The sequence below is a fragment of the Nostoc sp. JL23 genome, from assembly GCF_017115065.1.
Classification (GTDB): domain Bacteria; phylum Cyanobacteriota; class Cyanobacteriia; order Cyanobacteriales; family Nostocaceae; genus Nostoc; species Nostoc punctiforme_A.
The window spans coordinates 70,173-90,792 of sequence record NZ_JABXKN010000092.1 but is presented as its reverse complement, the minus strand read 5'-3'; the positions used below and the strand labels follow the sequence as shown (position 1 = coordinate 90,792).

General features: G+C 39.3%; 16 protein-coding genes. 9 read left to right on the top strand and 7 right to left on the bottom strand.

Features of this window, described 5'->3' with window-relative positions; genetic code table 11:
* Window positions 1-360: 360 nt before the first annotated feature.
* The gene (locus HWQ42_RS18225) at window positions 361-588 is read right to left on the bottom strand and encodes a hypothetical protein (protein ID WP_292732090.1); all 228 of its coding nucleotides are present in this window, start codon (window positions 586-588) and stop codon (window positions 361-363) included.
* A gap of 576 nt (window positions 589-1,164) precedes the next feature.
* Here HWQ42_RS18225 and HWQ42_RS18220 point away from each other — a divergent pair.
* Window positions 1,165-2,370 carry a histidine kinase gene (locus HWQ42_RS18220; protein ID WP_292814651.1) on the top strand — a complete coding sequence of 402 codons (1,206 nt, stop codon included), beginning with the start codon at window positions 1,165-1,167 and terminating at the stop codon, window positions 2,368-2,370.
* Window positions 2,371-2,416: 46 nt separating this feature from the next.
* Here the strand turns inward: HWQ42_RS18220 and HWQ42_RS18215 are convergent, their stop codons facing one another.
* Together HWQ42_RS18215 and HWQ42_RS18210 are read right to left on the bottom strand one after the other, a co-directional pair.
* Window positions 2,417-3,442 (bottom strand): PleD family two-component system response regulator, encoded by a 1,026-nt coding sequence (locus tag HWQ42_RS18215; RefSeq protein ID WP_292732092.1) that lies wholly within the window; start codon window positions 3,440-3,442, stop codon window positions 2,417-2,419.
* Window positions 3,430-3,630, bottom strand: coding sequence for a hypothetical protein (locus HWQ42_RS18210; RefSeq protein ID WP_292732093.1), 201 nt, complete (start codon window positions 3,628-3,630; stop codon window positions 3,430-3,432). The genes HWQ42_RS18215 and HWQ42_RS18210 overlap by 13 nt, the downstream gene beginning before the upstream one ends.
* Window positions 3,631-4,088: 458 nt before the next feature.
* Here HWQ42_RS18210 and HWQ42_RS18205 point away from each other — a divergent pair, with 458 nt between their 5' ends.
* Window positions 4,089-4,349, top strand: a complete 261-nt coding sequence (locus tag HWQ42_RS18205; protein WP_292732094.1) for a chlororespiratory reduction protein 7 — start codon at window positions 4,089-4,091, stop codon at window positions 4,347-4,349.
* 330 nt (window positions 4,350-4,679) lie between these two features.
* On the opposite strand, the gene HWQ42_RS18200 is transcribed toward HWQ42_RS18205, so the two are convergent.
* Window positions 4,680-5,249, bottom strand: a complete 570-nt coding sequence (locus HWQ42_RS18200; protein ID WP_292814648.1) for a DUF2854 domain-containing protein — start codon at window positions 5,247-5,249, stop codon at window positions 4,680-4,682.
* 395 nt (window positions 5,250-5,644) lie between these two features.
* Here HWQ42_RS18200 and HWQ42_RS18195 point away from each other — a divergent pair, with 395 nt between their 5' ends.
* Window positions 5,645-5,818, top strand: a complete 174-nt coding sequence (locus tag HWQ42_RS18195; protein ID WP_292732096.1) for a hypothetical protein — start codon at window positions 5,645-5,647, stop codon at window positions 5,816-5,818.
* Between the two features lie 129 nt (window positions 5,819-5,947).
* Here HWQ42_RS18195 and HWQ42_RS18190 read toward each other — a convergent pair whose 3' ends face one another.
* Window positions 5,948-6,364 (bottom strand): response regulator transcription factor, encoded by a 417-nt coding sequence (locus tag HWQ42_RS18190; protein WP_094348557.1) that lies wholly within the window; start codon window positions 6,362-6,364, stop codon window positions 5,948-5,950.
* A gap of 198 nt (window positions 6,365-6,562) precedes the next feature.
* Window positions 6,563-8,734 carry a polyphosphate kinase 1 gene (gene ppk1 / locus HWQ42_RS18185; protein ID WP_292814645.1) on the bottom strand — a complete coding sequence of 724 codons (2,172 nt, stop codon included), beginning with the start codon at window positions 8,732-8,734 and terminating at the stop codon, window positions 6,563-6,565.
* Between the two features lie 931 nt (window positions 8,735-9,665).
* On the opposite strand from ppk1, the gene HWQ42_RS18180 reads away from it, so the two are divergent.
* Together HWQ42_RS18180 and HWQ42_RS18175 are read left to right on the top strand one after the other, a co-directional pair.
* A complete protein-coding gene (locus HWQ42_RS18180) occupies window positions 9,666-10,082 on the top strand; it encodes a hypothetical protein (protein ID WP_292732098.1) in 417 nt (138 codons plus the stop codon).
* 642 nt (window positions 10,083-10,724) lie between these two features.
* A complete protein-coding gene (locus tag HWQ42_RS18175) occupies window positions 10,725-11,168 on the top strand; it encodes a hypothetical protein (RefSeq protein ID WP_292814643.1) in 444 nt (147 codons plus the stop codon).
* A 235-nt stretch (window positions 11,169-11,403) separates the two neighbouring features.
* On the opposite strand, the gene HWQ42_RS18170 is transcribed toward HWQ42_RS18175, so the two are convergent.
* Window positions 11,404-14,304: a hypothetical protein gene (locus HWQ42_RS18170; protein ID WP_292814640.1), complete on the bottom strand. Its 2,901-nt coding sequence runs from the start codon at window positions 14,302-14,304 to the stop codon at window positions 11,404-11,406.
* Between the two features lie 412 nt (window positions 14,305-14,716).
* Here HWQ42_RS18170 and HWQ42_RS35585 point away from each other — a divergent pair, with 412 nt between their 5' ends.
* The 4 genes from HWQ42_RS35585 (at window position 14,717) to HWQ42_RS18150 (ending at window position 20,529) form a co-directional block, all read left to right on the top strand.
* A complete protein-coding gene (locus HWQ42_RS35585; RefSeq protein ID WP_334813407.1) occupies window positions 14,717-14,911 on the top strand; it encodes a hypothetical protein in 195 nt (64 codons plus the stop codon).
* Between the two features lie 313 nt (window positions 14,912-15,224).
* Window positions 15,225-17,789, top strand: a complete 2,565-nt coding sequence (locus tag HWQ42_RS18160) for a GAF domain-containing protein (protein WP_292814637.1) — start codon at window positions 15,225-15,227, stop codon at window positions 17,787-17,789.
* Window positions 17,783-18,232 (top strand): response regulator, encoded by a 450-nt coding sequence (locus HWQ42_RS18155; protein WP_292814634.1) that lies wholly within the window; start codon window positions 17,783-17,785, stop codon window positions 18,230-18,232. The genes HWQ42_RS18160 and HWQ42_RS18155 overlap by 7 nt, the downstream gene beginning before the upstream one ends.
* A 5-nt stretch (window positions 18,233-18,237) precedes the next feature.
* Complete coding sequence (locus HWQ42_RS18150; RefSeq protein ID WP_292814632.1) at window positions 18,238-20,529, top strand: response regulator; 2,292 nt, start codon at window positions 18,238-18,240, stop codon at window positions 20,527-20,529.
* Window positions 20,530-20,620 lie beyond the last annotated feature (91 nt).

Here is a 20,620-nt window from a genome sequence, read left to right as displayed (position 1 = left end):
AGATGAGGAATCGAGCCACCGACTACAAACCGATCGATACTTGATTGTGAACCAATTTTTCAGATAGTTATCTAAACATCCAAGTTGTAGAGCAGATAACTGATTGATAACTGGTCAAAAAACAGTTTAGCGAGCAAAAGCTGGAATCTACTTCCAGATGCACTAGTTGTAATGCGATGCCTACGGCAGGCATTGCCTACGCCAAACAACTGAAGTGATAGACTAGGAATAAAGCCCCCCTTAGCCTCACCCAAAGAGGGGAATAGATCAAGTTAACTAACACTGCCTAACAATCGATTCTGGAAATTATTCATCTAACGATGGTAAGGTGAGTAAGGGAATCTCTGGAAAATGCCAGTGTCAAACAATTCCAGGAAATTGGCGTAAGTTCGTTATTCTTGGCGACTGGGGTAAATAGGTAAAGCAGTCAAGTGTCGCAGCAGTTTCCCTAGTATTTCTAAATTGATTTTCTGGAGAAAGTGTTACTTGTGCTGTAGTCAAGGGTTTCTTGACAGCCTCGAAAGCAGTGAGTGCTTCGTCTAAAAGTGCGTAGTTTACCGTTGTAGGCATCGCTTCTATGTTATCCAAAACTTTCCCTCAATCAACCCATCCCCTGTTATTCTGGGATAAGGCTGTGGTTCTTTTAGGAAGGCTGGAAGGTGCGCTTCGCAAGTTATAGAAGTAGTACATAGTTATCTATGGCTGTTTTTCCCAATCCTATTTAATGATTGGCTTGAGGCGAAAAAGATACTTCATCAAATGCACTGGCGGTTGAAAAAAACTCTACAAACTTGGTCTGAACAGTTAACAGCTTCCTGATAGATTAGATACAATTAGCATCTGTGTTTTCTTGGGCGATCTGCTCAACTTGATATGGTGCTGCACTAGCCGATTTGACATACTACTAAGCCTTTCACCTGCTGGCTCTGGCAATAATTTTTGATTCAGGGCAAATTAAGACTTATATTCAAGGGGCTTGGGTGTTTCTTGGAGATAAAGTTAACCAAACGGTAGTAAAAGGCTGAATCAGATATGTCTGATGTCAAAAACGCAGATCGGATAGGAATATGAAAATCTAAAATAGATATTAAGAAGAAAAAACAACGACCATCGACAACCGTCAGTCCTTTTTACTTTCTGTAAAGCGTCACCGGGTTGTTACCAGTGCTGAAACACGATTACATGCAAGTTTCCCAGGATCAGCCTATTTATTCTGAGGCTCCACTCCAGCTGTTACTGTTTGTCGATGGACGCCCCAAGTCCCGTCAACAGGTGCAGCGAATTCGTGCTTACTTAAAAGAATTACAGGCTGAGTATAGTTTTGAACTTCAAACTATTGATGTTGGACAACAACCTTACTTAGCAGAACACTTTAAATTGGTAGCAACGCCAGCTTTAATTAAAATTCACCCGGAACCACGACAGGTTTTGGCTGGGAGTAATATCATAGCGCAATTGAAAAACTGGTGGCCTCGCTGGCAAGCCGCTGTAGACGCCTATTTGAAATTACAGGAAGACTTACAAGAACGGATAGACGATACTGCTAGAGTAACATCACCCAAATCCACTATTCGTTCAGTTGCTGTTTCTGCCGAACTCATCCGACTCTCAGACGAAATTTTTCGCTTAAAACAAGAAAAAGATAACCTCCAAGAGCAGCTACAGTTTAAAGATCGGGTGATTGCGATGCTGGCACACGATCTCCGCAATCCTCTAACTGCTGCCGCGATCGCCATCGAAACTCTCCAATCTAACTACAATTTAGAGACAGGCCAATTTCAGCGCCTCAAACCATCCTTGACGGCGCATCTATTAAAACAAGCCCGGAATCAAACTAAGGTTATCGATCGGATGATTGCCGACCTTTTGCAGGTAGGTCGTGGCAAAGATACGGAGTTTCCTATCTTACCACAAAAAGTACAGCTAGGTAAACTGTGCTTAGATGTACTAGAAGAATTGTGCGATCGCTACACCGCCAAATCCCAAGAAGTAGAAACAGATATTCCCAACGACTTACCTTATATATATGCTGACCCAGAACGCATCCGGCAAGTGCTAGTAAATCTGTTGGATAATGCCATCAAATACACCCCAGAAGGTGGCAAGATTAGCGTCGCCGGATTGCACCGTACTACCCAAAAAGTTCAGTTTAGTATTGGCGATACTGGGCCTGGTATTCCTGTAGAGAATCGCGATCGCATCTTTGAAAACCACTTCCGCCTGCAACGGGATGAAGGTACAGAAGGTTACGGCATTGGGCTTTGTCTATGCCAACGCATCGTCTTGGCACATTATGGTCAAATTTGGGTGGATTCTGCCCCCAATAACGGAGCATGGTTTCACTTCACACTGCCAGTTTATCCTTCTTAGGTAATTGGGTATTGACTAATGACCAATGACTAATAACCAATGACAATTAAGAACTTGAGATAAAGCGATCGCGTCCCCCAGCCTTTGCTTGGTAGAGTGCTTTATCTGCCAACACAATCAACTCTGAAGGCGAAGACTCCCAAGTCGGGACAACAGTTGCCACGCCCATACTGAGAGTGATGTGCTGACTCACCGCAGAACCGTCATGAACAATTTGCAAATCTTTAATTCCCGCTTGGATCACGGCGGCAACGTGAAGTGCGCCAGATGCAGGTGTATATGGCATAATCACAGCAAATTCTTCGCCACCATAACGCGCTACTAAATCCTGATGTTTTTGTGCCTTAAGGCTTAAGACAGCACCCACCTTTTGTAAACATACATCCCCTGCCGGATGGCCGTATTTATCATTATAAAATTTAAAAAAGTCGATATCACACAAAATCATTGACAAGGGAAATCCCTCTTGTGCGAGATTAATCCATTGAGTATTGAGATAATCGTCAAAGCGACGACGATTAGCCAACTCAGTTAAGCCATCTACATTGGCAAGGTGATACAAAGCTTCGTTTGCCGCCTCTAACTGTTTGTATACTTGTGCTTGCTGTAGCAGTCGGCGCAACCGCTGGCGCAATACAGGCCAGTGAATTGGTTTAGTCACATAATCAGTAGCCCCGGCGTCAAAAGCACGGTTTACAGATTCCTCATCGTCCAAGGATGTGATCATCAAGATGGGAGTACGCTCCCATATCTTGGAGATGACCGTATTGTTAAGAGTCGAGTCATTATCAAAGTTTGCAAGGGCTGATATTAAATTATTCCTGGCAATCTGGAGCAATTGCTTACAGCAGGTAAAGCCATCCATCACAGGCATTACAGCATCTAGCAAAACTATATCCGGTTTGATAGTCTCGTAAGCATCTAAACATTGCTTACCATCATTGACCTCGACTACTCGATAACCTTCTTGTTCCATCGTTTTACGCAACAATACTCGGATGGTCTTGTCATCATCAGCCACTAAAATCAGTGGTGGTTGCTTAGAAACAGAAAATGGGCTTATGCCTGACATGAGTTGCCTTCCACTTGTGGAACTATCCTGAAAATGGCTGTACAACTCAATCGCATGGGGGCGATCGCTATTTTCATCAATGCCAGGATTTGCGGCAAAGGTGTGTCTAGCTTCACAATCAACTGTTTTTTGACAATGGACTGCCTAATGTTGTTGGGCCAAGCAAGCGGTAGATAAATAAGTTGCATAGACAATCTGTAATTGGAACACGAAGGCAATTGCTACCTTTTTGTTCAACGATGGTTATGGGAGGAAATGTTACTTTTATCTTTCCCTATTGTTAAAGTCAAATTACGATTTTTTTGAGAATTACAAATACACACCCTAATTATTTATTTATGTAGATAGTTTAGAAACCTAGTGAGACAGGGCAAAGCAATTGCCAAAGTACCCTCACAAGATAGCTAATACTAAATAGTAATATCACCTGACTGAAATTTATTTAGTCTATATGACAAGGCTTGCTGAGGTTTAGTATAATTACATAAGATTGAGATAAAAGTTTACAGTAAAACTTTATTTTCAAGTGACTTCATAACCATTTTGGTCTAGCCATAAACTGCCCAGAACTCAAGTTGACTACACAAACAAGCAAAAGTTCCTACAAAAATCATCCAAACCTATTGACATTCGCTAAATCTTTAAAATGCCAGACTCATTAATGTACCAGCAGGATAATTTTGTTGTTCTAGAAACAAATCAACCAGAACAATTTATGACACCATCAGAGCTATTAGAAAAGCTCAAAACAACGCTTCAACAACTCATAACTCAAGATTTACCGCCTGACTTGCAAAAGTTTGATACTGTGGAAACTCAAGCCCAATATTTAATTGACACTAGCTGCGAATTAGATATTGGCCCTGGGAAATATTTACAGTGGTACGCAGTTCGTTTAGAAAAGTAACTTTTTGATCAGTGCTTAAGAGAATCCCAAAGAAATCTTAAGCAAAAATTGCTGACCACCTCCCCAACTTCTTCAATAAGTTGGAGAGTTAAATCGTGGTTAAAGGAATTCCCAAAAGAATAATTACTAATTCATAATTTCTAGTTAAAGACACTGTACACTAGGCCACACACTCATCAAAAAATTTGGTGGTCAACAAGAGAATGGAGAGTACAGGAGCTACTACTAATTGTAATTATGAATTATTAATTATTGTGACTGTTGCAAAAATATGGGTAACAACAAGTCATAAAGGTATGAAGTTTGGGTAACGATAATTTTTGCTCTTGACTACTGACTACTGACTACTGATTGTTTTTGAATATTGATTAGCGCTAGCTCAATTGTATTTTCAGATGGCTGCGTTATTTGAATTTCCAATCCAGGACCAAAATAATTGGTCATTTTTTCATGCTTTTTTTGCCACACATCAATTGGTATTAGCGGTGAATCAAATTCTAAAATTAGGGCATAGCTCCCATTAACTTCTGTTTCTCGTAACCCTGTGACTGTTGGCCGTTCCTGGTCATTGGGACTCAAACCCAAAAAAGAAAGCGTTGTATCTAGATGAGCATCTTGACCGTAGCAATATCGGGTGATGTCTTTGCGAATTTTATTTTGCGTATCAGTTGCTTGCTGCTGGCGCAGTATTAATGCTGACGGTGACGTAGTTTGACTAAATGGTACTGGCTTAAGTTCATTCGCTTTTAGCGCCAGTCCTCCCAATAGTAGAGGAATCCCGTAAAAAAATCCGACAAGATTGAGTGTGGCATTATTATCAGCATAGGCGACGAAGCCAATGATGGTTAATATGCCACCGATAGTTAGACCGAGTGTTCCCAAAGAGATTTGGCGTAGCATGAGCTTAAATTAGTATAAAGTCTGAATACCTTAGTTTTATTATCATCGGCTATGAGTAACAAATTAGGGAAGAACATCATCCCCAAGCGCTAGTATTCAACTAACCTTAAATTGCCATATTATTAAGGCGGTTAGAAACTGCACGCCAGTTGCACACCAATAACGAACAAGTCAGGCATTGCTGCCCAAAGCACTGGCTTCGTTTAAACGAAACTTTACCCACCTTTGTCTTTGTGGTTGTGAAACACTCAATTTTTCCTTAGTCCACATTCGCGCAGCATCCCGTAGGCAAGGCAAGTGGGACTAAGTTGACTACTAAAGGCGTATAGTGTTTCAGAATATTGGATTTTGAGTTAACTTTAAATTTAAAGGTAGTTAAAGATAGGAAAAAAATAATGGATCTACAGACTATAAAAGAACGAATTGTCGCAGTTCAAAATAAACGCGATTACCTATTAAGCTTATTAGAGCAACCAAACCTGGGAACTTTGAGAATAGATGTAAATCAGGCTTTGGAAGAACTGGATGAATTAATTGATGAATTTACACGCACCATTCCGGTAGAGTAGAAATTATCAAAACTTACGTCGGTTTAACCTCAAGTTCAGGCTAGACCGACGTTCTTTAGTAGTATTATGTCTTTAAATCCCCAGAATTGAACTAAGCCTGAGTTGGCGAAGCAATTATCACTGCAACATTTATCCTGCCACTGAACCATCTCCTGCACGCTGACCCAGCTGCCTAACTAAGGCAATCAGTTCGCTTGTAGGCACATCTTTCTTGCAAACGTCATCAAAGCTAGACATTGCCTTTGTCCCGTGAAAATTTACGTCTTCCACTGAGGAGTAAGCAAGTATCTGGGTGTTCGGAGATATAGCTTTAATGTGACTGGACGCACTCCACCCATCCATGACTGGCATCTGTAAATCTAGAACAATTACGTCAGGATGGCAACGTTTAACCATTTCTATAGCTTCTTCACCATTACTGGCTAAACCTACTACTTGAATATTTTCCTGGCAAGAAAAAACCAATTGTAAGGTTAAACGAGTCAGTTCGTGGTCATCAACTACTAAAACACGCAAGGTAGAAAGCTCGCAGGATAACATTAACATTGAGGGGAAAGACAAATTTATTCAGAATAACCTCTCCAGTTTATGAGAACAAGTGCTAGCACTGACTCTATCCTATGGTTGAATAACTTGTATGAACCTATGATAAACAACTTAGACAACTGCTCAAAAAATTCAATTTTTCCAAAAAAACTAAGTTGAGCTAGTTGTCAAGGTATAAGTAACTTATTTTTTAATTAATCAGGTTGCGACTACACCGGTTGAGCGTAATACCATGTTCATGAGAATTTTTTGTGAATTAGCTTCTGGAGAATCATCATAAGGACGCCGTTGAATGTAAGTACCATCAGCTTGTAATTCCCAAGCTTGGCGATTATCTGCGAGCATAATTCCCAGAATTTCTTGCAAATCTTTAGCAATATCTGGGTCTTTGACTGGGGTAATTACTTCGACTCGGCGATCTAGGTTGCGACGCATCCAGTCAGCACTGCCGATATATATCTCCTCCTGTGTATTGTTGTGAAAATAATAAATTCGAGAGTGTTCTAAAAAGCGACCGACAATGCTGATGATGCGAATATTTTCACTAATATCTTTGATTCCTGGGCGTAAACAACAAACACCCCTGATAATTAAGTCGATTTGCACTCCAGCGCGGGAAGCTTCATATAAAGTCGCGATAATTTCTGGATCGACTAGGGAATTCATTTTGGCAACAATCCGTCCAGAAAATCCATTTTGAACATTTTCGATTTCGCGGTGAATTAGTGCCAAAAAGCGATCGCGCATATTTACAGGCGCAACCAACAACTCTCGATAAGACTTTTGCAGGGAATATCCTGTTAAGAAATTAAATAAATCTGTAATGTCAGCGCCCAATTCTTCACGGCAACTAAACAATCCCAAATCCGTATACAGTCGTGCTGTTTTAGGGTTATAGTTTCCAGTCCCAATATGCACGTAGCGACGTATCCGGTCTTTTTCGCGCCGTACCACCATAACGGTTTTACTATGGGTTTTTAGCCCGACTAAACCATAGACGACATGAACTCCAACTCTTTCTAGTCGTTTTGCCCAGTAAATATTATTCTCCTCATCAAATCGCGCTTTTAATTCCACCAGCACAGATACCTGCTTGCCATTTTCAGCAGCGGCAATTAAAGCGTTGACGATGGGCGAGTCACCAGAAGTCCGGTAAAGGGTCATCTTGATGGCTAATACATTCGGATCGTAGGCAGCATGGGTAATAAAGCGGACTACTGTAGCCGAAAAGGATTGATAAGGATGGTGTACTAGCAAATCCTTTTCCCGAATTACAGCAAAAAAGTCCTTTCCTTCGTCCGTCTCCAGTGCATCTGGGTCTAAACTCGGTTCTCTCAACCTTTGCAGGCGTAACGGTACAACAGATTGGCGTGGTGGATCTTTGAGTTCCGGCAATGGCAAGGACATAAAGTACATTAAATCCCGCAGTCCCAAAAGACCATCTACTTCGTAAACATCACTTTCCGTTAATTCCAAATCTTGCAATAATCGCGATCGCACTATTTCAGGAGTCTGGGATTGAATTTCTAGGCGGACTGGACTACCACCCAACCGCCGTTTTCGTAATTCCTGTTCGATCGCTAACAATAAATCATCTGCTTCATCTTCTTCTAAGACCAAATCGGCATCACGGGTAATGCGGAATGGATGATATTCTTGAATGTTCATCCCTGGAAATAGAGATTCCAAATTATGAGCGATCGCTTGTTCTAAAGGTACCCCAGTCCAGTGAGCAAGTTTTTCGCTGTTCTGATCTCCCAATTCAGGCGGTATCGGTAAAAATCGTGGTAAAACACTAGGGACTTTGATTCTGGCAAAGAATTCTTCTTCGGTGTCTGGGTTCTTGACCACAACAGCCAGATTTAGACTGAGATTAGAAATAAAAGGAAAGGGATGACTAGGATCAACAGCCAGAGGAGTCAAAACTGGAAAGACTTGTTCCTCAAAATAGCTGTTGAGATGAGTCCGCTGCTTTTGATTCAAATCTATGTAATTCAGAATATGAATACCATGATTTACTAGTAGAGGACGAAGTACTTCCTCAAAATGTTGGTGCTGTTTCTTGACATGGGGAGTGAGGGTAGACCTAATATCGTCTAGCTGTTGTTGTGGTGTGCGACCATCGGGAGTTAACAGGCTAACTTTTGCCTCTACTTGTTGCTTTAAGCCAGCAACGCGCACCATGAAAAACTCATCTAAATTAGAGTTAAATATTCCCAAAAACTTAAGACGTTCTAGAAGTGGGGTGCGATCGTCACAGGCTTCATGTAATACCCTGGCATTAAATTCTAACCAGCTTAACTCTCGGTTAAGATAATATTGTGGATCGCTGAGATTGATGGGGGTAGCGCTTTTCTTAGATTTTGCCATAATGACCTAACGGCAGGCAGATGTAGCCCATTGAACTGGGGGACAATAAATATAGTAGGTTAAATGGTGCTTGAGGGTAACGCTTAAGCAATTTTTGGCAATGCTGATTTTGCGCTGCAACACAGTGACTTTCTTTGAAAGAAGAGGTCTAAGGGACTTCCAGTTAAAAAAATATCCCATAGTAGGGGCGCAAGTCCTTGCGCCCCTACAAATATACAAATAATTTGGGATAATTTATTTTTTGCAAGTCCCTAAAATTTTTGTAGTTTTGCGTAGGCATAGCCCGTCGTCGATATTCGCTTCTGACACGTGCTTTGCACCATCGCGTAGCGTTTTTTTTCAGAGTCTCACTCTACCCAACCTATAACTATATTTTATAGCTGTTTTAAACTGTGTGGTATATGGTATCAGCGTACAGTTGCGTGCCCTGACAAAATATTGCATCCAGATAAAAACTGTAATAAGTCTGGGGAGTCAAATCATTGTACACAATATATTACCCAATATTCTCCATGAAGATGCACTTAAGATTTAGTCAAGATATGACATAGGCATTTCGGAAAATGTGTGACTAATTATTAAGCAGAGTTTACAGAGAGTTATAGTGTTTGAATTGAGAGTTATGGTGTTTGAATTGGTCTAAAGCCTTACCTCTAATGTTTTTATTATTGAGTTTTCTATAATTCTAGTTTTGGTAAGTATTACCACAAACTTTGTATAAGTAGTAAGTAAATCTAATTCTTCTAAATGATGGTTTTATCGTTGTTCTACTGCTATTTTTGAGATCCTCACCAACAATTTTGTCTATTAGTTTTTGTAATTGATGACCGCTGATATTTTTAAAAAATCAAGTACTATTACTGAGAGTTTTTAGAAAAGCAATAGTTATATTTAAAACGTGAATAAAAACAACACAGGGAGCTTGTTGATCATGAAAATTTCTGCAATTATCAAAGGCAGCGTTTGTGTATTAGGTTTGGTTGGTGTTGGTAATTTCTTTGCAGCACCTGCAAATGCAGGAGATGCTGCTGCTCGTGGTGCGGTTACAATTGTTAGACCATCAGGTGCTTCTGTCAGCGTCAGTGCTGAGTTAACTGCACCTACTTCTGCATATTTCACCGGACCAGCGTTAGTTGTTACACCTGTATATAGCGGTGTCATAGGTGCAAATGACGAAAGCGTAACTACTTTAACAATAGATCCAGGTGCAGTTGTAAACCTGGTATCACCACCCAGTTCTACAATCGAAGCAGCTATTGCAGCCAAGATTGATGCCGGCACTGTTACAGCAGTTGAAGACCTAGCAGCCCTTGTCAGAGCAGCTAGTGTTAATGGCGGTCTAGAATAGACTGATTGTTAACTGACAGAAAATCACTATAGTGTTAAAAGGTATTGGCTTTTAGTCTATATGCTTTCACTTCTTGAATTGATTTTCAACCTCTGTTTGGGTATTGTTTGAGAAAATTTTGCCATCAGTTGAGACGAAACGTCTACGACTATCCCCATGCTGGGCATTGGCATCAAAGTATTTGGTAATACGCGAATCAATTCTTTGACTGACTCTCCTTTACTTATATCCATAGTTTTGACAGGGGATAAAGTAGAGAGTGACTGAGATGTAAAAGATTGAAGAAAAATACAGCCCCTTGAATGTAGTTGAGGGGCGGTATTTCCAAACTTATATACTATATTACCATATAAACCCGGTTTCTTGAAGAAATCGGGCTTTTGATGTTGTTTAAATAGATACTTTACGAAATCTTTTAAATTAGCCAATAGGTAAAATACAAAAGCCAAAAGACGGAAGCTAGAAGGCATTAGGCACAAGACAATCACACAATCATTACTCTTGTTATTTACTTATTGGACTTTGCCTTTATTTTCTAAGTGTCAATTCTTATACCAAATTTTGGTAGTCTAGCAATCAAATTTTCTGAAAAGTTACCGCTATATTGCTCATGCCAATCAAAAAAAGCATGAGGAATAAATTATGTATAGCGTGTTTCGTCAATTGCCTGGAACTATCAAAAGAACCATTTGCTTGCTGAGTTTTATCAGTGTAGGCAATTTTATTGCAGTGCCAGTATATGCACAAGAAGCTGTAGCACGCGGGGCTATTTCTATAGTTTCGCCTTCCGGCGCTTATCAAAGTGTTAGTGGTGAACTCTCTTTACTTATTAGTAATAATTTTTTAAATCCCGGCACAAATACGACTCTAACAATAACGCCTACTTTGACAAATATTGGAGCAACTAATCAAACAATAACTTCTTTATCTCTGACAGTAGGCACAGCCAATGAAATAATCACAAATAATAACAATTCCTTTTTGAACCAAACTTTAGAAACAGTCAACAATCAAACATTAATTCCCGATACAGCCTCTTTAATTCAGACAATCAACAGTACTAATGGTTTAGGGGCTTTAGAATAGTTGCAAAAAATATATTAAGTTTATTGCTGCATCTACGATATTTGATAATTCTTAGGCAATAGGGAAAGGGCAAAAAGCAATAGGAAAAAGCCACGATATAAAGGGAGAAAAGCCTCCTTGATTGTACTGATTGTTTTTACATACTAAAATAGTACTCCTCTATATTTTTATATTGTTTAATTAAATAATCCAGAGTAAATATTTCTAATGTCAGCTTGCCTATTTACTTTTGTATTTAAAATCGATAACCACCTTGAATTTGCATATCAAGTCCATTTTCTCCCGTACCAATTTTAGATTCTATAAAAATATTATTATCTGTAAAATTATATCTAAAAATAGCTCCGTAGTTTAGACCAGACAATCGGGTATTTAAACCCACATTCTTGGTAAAATAATTTTTAATATAAGCACCAACAGAGAAATTTCTACCAACTTTTTGCAAACCTTGTAACTCATAAAAAAGGCTTTTGCCTAACTCTAGGTTCGTATTAATATTTAAACCTGTACTAGTGCTAAATTCACCACTAAACAGTGTTAAAAACTCACCATTGCTATTATCTTGAATAAAAGCTATTGCAGGCGCTAAAGAAAAACTTATATTTTTTTCCTGATGATTAAAATAATAGCTGAGTACAGTGGAAAAAGGATTATTGTTATTTGATGCACTATTCCAGTCAATTTTTAATGATGGTATGTGAGTGTTGACAGCTACAGGTTTTTTATTTGAGTTTAACTGGACATGAGTTTTAATATAGTTAGCCAGAATACTGGCATATATACCCACAGATGGTTCTGCTAACCCTAAATTATTATTAGAAACTCCAGGCGCTGAGTTGGCGTTTATATTAAACCAAGTTCCTAAGCTAGCGCTATAGTTTAAATCCCCAGCAGAACCCGCAGCTAATAATTCAACTGAAGGTAAAGAGAGATAACCATCAAAGCTTTTAAAACTCACACCTATGCGATCGACTCTGGTGAGTTCAAAATAATCGAATGCTAAATCAAATGTGCGGACTGGAATTGGTACTATAGTGTTATCTTCCGAATTAAATCGTTGTACAAATTGTCGTCCTTGGGAGTTAGTCAAAATAACTTCAGCACCGCTAGATTCGTTAATAGGATTAATATCAGTATTAGTCAAAGGCATTTGATTTCCTATGAAAGTCAGAGGGCCAAATCTTTCATTAGAAAGTCTGAGGGTTGAAAAGAACGTATTTCCTGGATCTAAAAGTTCAACATCTCTTTGTAAAAATTGGACTGTGCGTTTGTGATTTCCTGTTCTCAGTTCCAAAATATTAGAATTATTGGGAGTGATTTTACTCTGAAGTGTGATACTTCCAGAGACTTGTTCTAGGTCGCTAGTTGCATTAGAATAAGCTAAAGTACGATTTAGTCTGTTGTTAATTTGTCTTCTTTGATTTGGTGTAGACTTTGTATTTAATTCAACAAAACTTTCTCCGTTTTTAAAGCTTTGTCGTGCTTCTGCTAAACTTTCATTAATATTATCTATTTTAATGAATTCAAAGATTCCGCCTAATGCCAATCCTAAAGTAGAGTTAGCTGTTTGGATACTATCAATACTAAAGTCACTTAAATTAGCTGTAATAGACAATCCTGGGCTAGAAAAAATATTAGAATAACTAGCACTGATTTTTTCTTGATCGTATTGAATAATGGTCCGGTTGTGAGGATAGTTAACATATAATTTGTGCCAACTAGAAGTTTTTTGTGTCTCAGATAAAGTTTTAAATATGGGGTCTCTTTTGCCGAAAGATACCCATAATAAAGAATTTAAATAAGACAAGTCTCTCTCAAGTGGCGTCAAGTAAGGATTAACTGCTATATTTAATAAATCAAAATTATCAAATTCGCCTCTCTGGGCAATCTTAACACCTGGTAATGAAGAGACAGGAGCAGTAAAACCAAAACCTTCACCCGTTAAGATATTTCCCCATAAAATACCAGTCGCTTCTAGAACACGATCGGGAATAATTTCGCCTAGTTTAAGTTGAACGCTTCCGCAATTTAGTAAAGGCTTTAAATTAGTAGTAGGAAAAGCTTGTAGAATTTTAGGTGTATTAGTAGTATCTAAGAAATCAAATAAAGAGCCGCCACCATCATTACTAAAAGTGGAACCGCTTCCAATAATTGGTGTAGTATTTTCCAGAACTGTGACATTAGGATCGTTAAGATTAATTCCGCTATTAATTATTACTTTACCAGCAGGTATTCCTTCAGGATTAATTAGTTCTCCTGCTAGAGAAAGTATAGAAAAATCTTGAATTTTAGCTCCGCCGACTAATTCATCAAAATTCACAGGTAAAGTACTAATATTTTGCAATCCCCAAAATCCTTGGGTTGATGTCACATTTTGGGTAATGTAAGTTTCAGAATCTCTACCTTGGGCAAGAATACCTGCTTGTGTACCTTTAGTCTCAATTACTAATCTATTGTTATCGAGAACCCAGTAAAACTGGTCATCTTTGGGAAATTTAGCATAAGTAAATTTATCAATAAACTGATTGTCTCCAGAAAATCTGATATTTAAATCTGTATCTATATAATTTTCATCTTCATTTGGTTTAAATAATTGAGGTTTAAAAGTCAGGTTATCTGTTGGATTAACAATCCAAGAATACCTATTGGAACTTGCAGTCAGAGCGTCAATAATTATTTTCTTTTGGATTACTTGTTGTTGTTTGTTTGTTCGACGTAGTTTTTGTATTAGTATTTGTTGCTGGGGTGTGTATGGTTTGGATGGATTGGGATCTGATGGTTGAATTGTATTTGGTTGAGGCTTTTCTTCATCTTCTTCAGGTAGCTTGGGAGGTTTGTCTTTGTATTCTTCAATTGGGATAACGTCAGCAATGGTGAATTTTTGTAACTGTTTTGGTTTCTCTAAGTTAGAGTTAGACTTTCTTAAAGCCTGTTTTAACAGCTCGTGGCTTTGGAAGTTATTTATTGTTTGATTGAAATTGATTAATGAACTATTCTGATTAGCGATTAAATCAATATTATTTTGCCTGTTTATGACTAGAGCGATCGCAGATAATTTAATAAATATAATTTGGTATACAATTGTTGAAAATAATAAACAAATTCCAATAGTTTTTACATTTTTTTCGAATCTCATTAGGGAGATTTTGATGCTTTTTTGATTTGAATTTTTCAATGCTTTCAGAATAAAATTTTTGGCGATTCAAATTATTGAGCATTGGCTAATGTCGAAAATTAACCATTATTTAATACTTGGTATTTGAATTTATTTGATTCGATGGATTTAACAGTGTTTCAGTAAATATAGCTAGTCAAAAAATTTTGATTTCTTATCTTGTTCGTAAAGAATAAAATAGGATTAAGCAGATTTACTGCAACAAGAGTGTAATTCTTGAGCAAAAATTCAACCTCAGCAAAATCACCAAAACTCAAAAATTGAGCCATTATTTAGCCGTATAAATACGTAATGCAAGGATATTCACTGAAAAAACGCAGTAAAAAATCTACTTTAGGCTACTCGCTGCCGTCTCTCAATTTGATACACTTCTGTGACTGCCGTATTACTACTGCTGTTTGCTAGTGAAGTTGATTTATACATCCGCAGTACACTGATTGAGCGAATTGAGGATACTCTTAACCATGTAGTGGAAACAGTAGAGCAATATCTCACAATCAGCCGCTGTGCATCTATGCTGATATTTGAGCTAATTAATGCTATGCAGATAAATTTCGCATTAATGTAAAAGACAGTTTTCCTGAGAATACCAAGACGGTAGACGATGATCGCATCGACCTAGAATGGTTTATTCGGACTAATAAATTACTTTGGGAAACTCACTAAATATCCTATATTTAATAACTAAATCTAATCATGCACAGTAAATAATATCAGCCCTAAACTTGTCTACACTAGAATTTTAAGAATCGCTTCTAACAGACTTTCCTGAACAGCCAAAGGTGAGGAAATAATTAACAATTATTAAAAAAGGTTAAGCTATTCTTGAGATAATCACGCTGCTGACTGGATATCACATTTATATTTATTAAAAAAAGTTAATGAAACCTAGACATATTGATACAGAAGTAACGAGGTTAGAAGCCCTCCGCCAGTATCAAATTCTTGACACAGAACCCGAAGAAGCATACAACAATCTTGCTCAGTTAGCGGCCTTTATTTGTGGCACTCCCATATCCTTGGTAAATTTTATTGATGAAAACCGTCAATGGTTTAAGGCAAAAATAGGTTTAGATGTATCAGAAATGCCCCGGAGTGTTGGATTCTCTTATCTTTGCCAAGAGCAGCTTAATGTTGTGGTGGTTCCTGATACCCTAGCTGATGAGAAGTTGGCTAGTAATCCAGTAGTAACTGGCTATCCATATATACGGTTTTATGCAGGTGTACCCTTAATTACTCCGCAGGGAGATATGTTGGGAACTCTGTGTGCAATTGACCAAGTTCCACGACAACTAAGCCAAAAACAAGTGGAGGCATTTGTGGGTTTGAGTCGCCTGGTAATCGACCAACTCGAACTCAGGCGTCATGTAAGTGAGGTATCTAAAGTTACTGAGAAACTAGTGGCACACGAGCAAGCAGCCCGCGCCCAATCTGAAGCAGCCAAAACCCGCATCACCAATCTTCTCGAAAGTATCACTGATGGTTTTTTTGCCCTAGATCAAAAGTGGCAATTCACCTATATTAATAGCCAAGCAGAAAGGCTATTGCAAAAAACTCACAATGAGCTTTTGGGTCAAAATATCTGGGAGGTGTTTCCAGAAATTATCGGTACAAGATTTGATTGTGAATATCGCAGAGCAATTTTAGAACAAGTGAGCGTCGAATTTGAGGAGTTCTATCTGCCACAGCAACAGTGGCTTAAAGTCCATGCCTATCCAGCAAAAGACGGCTTGTCTGTTTATTTCCAAAACGTTACTGAACGACGGAAAACAGCAGAAGCACTACGAGAAAGTGAAGAACGTTGGCAATTAGCATTACATGGTAATAATGATGGTATTTGGGATTGGAACCTCAAGACTAATGAAGTGTTCTTCTCGACTCGATGGAAGGAAATGCTCGGCTATAAAGACCACGAAGTTTCCAACCGTTGGGATGAATGGACAAAACGAATCCATCCCGATGAGCAAGATTGGGTACTTCAGGCTTTCCAAGACCACTTTGCCAAGAAAACACCGTTTTACGTCTGTGAATATCGAGTCCAGTGCCAAGACGGCAGCTATAAATGGATTCTAGATCGAGGACAGGCACTTTGGGACGCATTGGGTGATATAGTGCGGATGGTCGGTTCTTATACTGATATCACAGATCGCAAGCGAGCAGATGAAGAATTAAAGCGGCAAAATTTGCGATCGCAACTATTTGCCGAAATCACTCTAAAAATTCGAAACTCTTTACAAATAGATGAAATTCTTCAAACCACTGTCACAGAGGTACAAAAATTACTGCAAGCTGACCGAGTGTTGATTTTTCGACTGGAAACTGATGGTTCGGGAACAGTAGTACAAGAGGCAGTCCTGCCTGGTTGGCCAGTAATTCTAGGAGAAAATATTTTTGACCCCTGTTTTAAAGAAGAATATATAGAGAGATATCGCCAGGGAAGAGTAAGTGCCCTTGAAGACATTGAAGCTGCTCATATCCAACCATGCCATCGAGAATTTCTTCAACAGTTTGCTGTCAGGGCTAATCTGGTAGTGCCGATTCTTGTCAGGGACGATATTTGGGGCTTATTGCTAGCTCATCAGTGTGCCGCACCTCGACAGTGGAATCAGTTTGAGACAGATTTGTTACAGCAATTAGCTAACCAAATTGGGATTGCTTTATCTCAGGCGCAACTATTAGAAAAAGAAACCCAGCAAAGTCAGGAACTTACTCGTTCTAATGCGGAATTAGAACAGTTTGCCTACGTGGCTTCTCATGATTTGCAAGAGCCGTTGCGGATGGTAACTAGTTATTTACAACTACTGGAGCGAAGATACAAAAACCAACTGGATGCCAATGCGGATCAGTTTATTACATACGCAGTAGATGGGGCCAGCCGGATGCAGACCCTAATCAACGATTTGTTAAACTATTCCCGCGTCAGCACCCGTGGACAGCCTTTTATGCCAGTTGATTGTAGTGTTGTCTTAGAACTGGTGCTTGCTAATCTTCAAGTTGCGATCGCAAATCGAAAGGCAGTTGTCACTTACGATACTCTACCTCAAGTGATGGCTGATGCTACCCAATTGACACAAGTATTTCAAAACCTGATTGCCAACGCGATCAAATTTTGCGATCGTCAACAGCCATTAATTCACATTGGGGTACGTAAGGGAGATGCAGATATATTAGATGGAAAAAATTTAAATTTTACCCCCTCGGAGGATGAATGGTTGTTCTCAGTGCGTGATAATGGAATTGGTTTGGAATCCCAATATACGGAACGTATTTTTATAATTTTTCAGCGCTTGCACGGTAGAGACAAGTATCCAGGTACTGGAATTGGTCTGGCCATTTGTAAGAAAATTATCGAACGCCACGGCGGCCGGATCTGGGTTGAGTCGAAACCGGATCAAGGCTCCACTTTCTACTTCACAATTCCAGATAGAGTATGTAAGCAATGGTAAACACCATAACAGCGATTATGCCTATTGAGGTTTTGTTAGTAGAGGATAATCCTGGCGATGTCCAACTTACACGCATCGCCCTAGAAGATAGTAAAATCTCAATTCACTTAAACGTAGTCGAGGATGGTGTAGAGGCAATGGCATTCTTGCGAAAACAGGGAAAATATGCTAAATTACCTCATCCAGATATTGTACTGCTCGATTTTAACCTTCCGAAAAAAGATGGACGAGAAGTATTAGCAGAAATAAAAGGAGATGAAAACCTTAAACGAATTCCTGTAGTAGTTTTGACGACTTCCCAAGCTGAAGAAGATATTCTCAAAGCCTATAATCTTTTTGCCAACTGTTATATAACCAAGCCAGTAGATTTCGATCAATTCGTGAAAATTGTCCAATCAATAGAAAATTTTTGGTTTGCGATCGTAAAACTGCCACCGGAGTAGTGGAAATGGCAGGTGAAAATATTATTAAAGTCTTGTTAGTAGAAGACAACCCTGGTGATGTCTTATTGTTGCAAGAGTTATTTAAGGAAGTTACCACAGTTGTAGTTAAGTTGATGCCCGTTGAACGGCTTTATGAAGCAGTCAACTACCTAACAAACGAAACTTTTGATGTTATTTTATTAGACCTCTCGCTGCCAGATAGCCAGGGATTACAAACCTTTGTCATTGCTCACAATCAGGCAAAAGCAACTCCAATCATTGTGCTGACGGGTATAAATGATGAAACCCTGGCAACTAGCGCAATGCAACAAGGAGCGCAAGATTATTTAGTGAAGGGGCAAGTAACTGGTGACTTACTGGTGCGATCTATGCGTTATGCCATCGAACGCCAACGGGCAGACAACGCACTGCGGCAGAGTGAGGAGCGATTTCGGGTTGCTCTCAAAAACTCTCCAATCTTTGTCTACAACCAGGATAAAGATTTACGCTACACCTGGGTTTATAATCCCCCATTTGGATTGACAATTGAGAAAATATTGGGCAAACAAGACTTAGATATCATCCCAGTAGAAGATGCTCAACATCTGATCGCAATTAAACATGGGGTGCTGACTACAGGCATCGGAACGCGAGAGGAAGTATCAATTACCATCAAAGATACAACGCGATATTACGATTTAACTGTTGAGCCACTACGGAATGAAACCCAAGAAATTGTTGGAGTGACATGCGCCAGTATAGATATTAGCGAACGACAAGCTGCGCTACGCGAACGCAAATTGGCAGAAGAAAAAATCCGCGAACAAGCAGCATTACTAAATGTCACCACAGATGCCATTTGCGTCCGAGATTTAAACAATCAAATTATCTTTTGGAACAAAGGTGCAGAAACACTTTACGGCTGGCAAGCTACAGAGGCTTGGGGTAAAAATGCTAGCGAACTTTTGGATGACGAACCTTCGCCAGAAATTGAAGCGGCTCTATTGCAAACTATTAGTAAAGGTAAGTGGCAGGGCGAATTAACAAAACTTACTAAAATGAACAAAGAAGTCCTTGTGGCTAGTCGCTGGAGTCTGGTATGCGATGAACAAGGAAAACCCAAATCAATTCTCACCGTTGACACAGATATTACCGAGAAAAAGCACCTAGAAGCCCAATTATTTCGCGCTCAACGCCTCGAAAGTATTGGCACTTTAGCTAGTGGTATTGCTCATGACCTCAACAACATCCTGACACCGATTTTGGCAGGAGCGCAACTGCTACCGCTGAAATTTCCCAATGCAGATGAGCGAACTCGTCATCTCCTAGAAATTTTAGAAATTAACGCTAGACGCGGTGCTGATTTAGTCAAACAGGTACTGTCCTTTGCGCGGGGTGTAGAAGGGAAGCACATCACTTTGCAACTCAAACATATAATTGTGGAAATTGCCAAGATTCTTAAAGAGACCTTTCCCAAATCGATAGAAATCAGCACTAATTTACCGCAAAATTTGTGGATGGTTTCTGGAGATAGTACCCAACTGCATCAAGTACTGATGAACCTCTGCGTTAACGCCCGCGATGCTATGTCCAATGGCGGTACTTTGAGTATCTCTGCTGAAAATATGTTGATTGACGCAAATTATGCCCGCATGAACCTAGAAGCCAAAGAGGGGCCTTACATAGTAATTACTGTCTCCGATACTGGAGTTGGGATTCCTAAAGAAATGCTAGATAGAATTTTCGAGCCATTCTTTACTACAAAAGATGTCGGACAGGGTACGGGTTTAGGACTTTCCACAGTATTGGGAATCGTTAAAAGTCACGGAGGTTTTGTGAACGTGTATAGTGAACCGGAAAGTGTCACTAGCTTTAAGGTTTACTTGCCAGCAGTGGGGGGAATAGAAACACGTAGCCCCGAAAATTTGCCACCAAAGACAGGACATGGAGAATTGATTTTGGTTGTAGATGATGAAGCCGCCATTCAAGAGATTACGATAACATCATTAGAAGCTCACAACTACAAAATCTTAGTTGCCAGTGATGGCATTGAGGCGATCGCGCTATATGCTCAAAATAGAGACAAAATTAGTGCCGTCCTCATGGATATTATGCTGCCCTCACTGGATGGTTTAACAGCCATGCGTACCTTGCAAAAAATCAACCCCGAAGTCAGAATTATCGCCAGCAGTGGACTGATGTCTGAGAATAAGCTCAGTGCAGTAGCAGCTATTGGTGTCAATACATTTTTGTCGAAGCCCTATACTGTCAACGAATTATTGCTTTCTTTACAGAAAGTACTATCGAAAGTAAACTAATTACGTAACTATACTGCTATTGTGAGTGTCAAAAGCTGCTTTTATGGATGTGGGTGCAAATTGCTTGGATTTGATATGATTCATCCGTTAA

Coding starts and splice junctions, on each gene's coding strand:
- HWQ42_RS18215 (WP_292732092.1), bottom strand. CDS start 3,442: ATGTCAGGCATAAGCCCATTTTCTGTTTCTAAGCAACCACCACTGATT.
- HWQ42_RS18210 (WP_292732093.1), bottom strand. CDS start 3,630: ATGCAACTTATTTATCTACCGCTTGCTTGGCCCAACAACATTAGGCAG.
- HWQ42_RS18205 (WP_292732094.1), top strand. CDS start 4,089: ATGCCAGACTCATTAATGTACCAGCAGGATAATTTTGTTGTTCTAGAA.
- HWQ42_RS18200 (WP_292814648.1), bottom strand. CDS start 5,249: ATGCTACGCCAAATCTCTTTGGGAACACTCGGTCTAACTATCGGTGGC.
- HWQ42_RS18195 (WP_292732096.1), top strand. CDS start 5,645: ATGGATCTACAGACTATAAAAGAACGAATTGTCGCAGTTCAAAATAAA.
- HWQ42_RS18190 (WP_094348557.1), bottom strand. CDS start 6,364: ATGTTAATGTTATCCTGCGAGCTTTCTACCTTGCGTGTTTTAGTAGTT.
- ppk1 (WP_292814645.1), bottom strand. CDS start 8,734: ATGGCAAAATCTAAGAAAAGCGCTACCCCCATCAATCTCAGCGATCCA.
- HWQ42_RS18180 (WP_292732098.1), top strand. CDS start 9,666: ATGAAAATTTCTGCAATTATCAAAGGCAGCGTTTGTGTATTAGGTTTG.
- HWQ42_RS18175 (WP_292814643.1), top strand. CDS start 10,725: ATGTATAGCGTGTTTCGTCAATTGCCTGGAACTATCAAAAGAACCATT.
- HWQ42_RS18170 (WP_292814640.1), bottom strand. CDS start 14,304: ATGAGATTCGAAAAAAATGTAAAAACTATTGGAATTTGTTTATTATTT.
- HWQ42_RS18160 (WP_292814637.1), top strand. CDS start 15,225: ATGAAACCTAGACATATTGATACAGAAGTAACGAGGTTAGAAGCCCTC.
- HWQ42_RS18155 (WP_292814634.1), top strand. CDS start 17,783: ATGGTAAACACCATAACAGCGATTATGCCTATTGAGGTTTTGTTAGTA.
- HWQ42_RS18150 (WP_292814632.1), top strand. CDS start 18,238: ATGGCAGGTGAAAATATTATTAAAGTCTTGTTAGTAGAAGACAACCCT.